This window comes from Dellaglioa sp. CoH-57-MRSF-16, from assembly GCF_056782055.1.
Genome location: NZ_JBXAXZ010000202.1, coordinates 1 through 256 on the forward strand (window position 1 = coordinate 1; position 256 = coordinate 256).

The window sequence follows — 256 nt, forward strand, 5'->3', positions numbered from 1 at the left end:
GCTTTGCCGCTTTTCAGCCATACGGCTGAATCTTCATCATGAAAATAGATCGGGAATGCAGATGAGTATAAATAATCAGGTTCGCCACAGTTTGCAGGCGATTGAGCAGTCAATGCGCGATTTGGCTCTATGGCAGGCCGCGCCGCCTGAGCCTGAGGCTTTCTCCAGCTCCGAACCTTTCTGCGTAGACAGCATGTCGGCCGAAGCCTGGCTGCAATGGGTGTTTCTGCCGCGTATGTACGCGCTGCTGGATGCG

1 protein-coding gene is annotated in these 256 nt (G+C 54.3%); it reads left to right on the forward strand.

Features of this window, described 5'->3' with window-relative positions:
• Positions 1–55: 55 nt before the first annotated feature.
• A partial coding sequence (locus AC1RPH_RS08425) for a YqcC family protein (protein WP_481762136.1) occupies positions 56–256 on the forward strand: 201 nt, incomplete at its 3' end.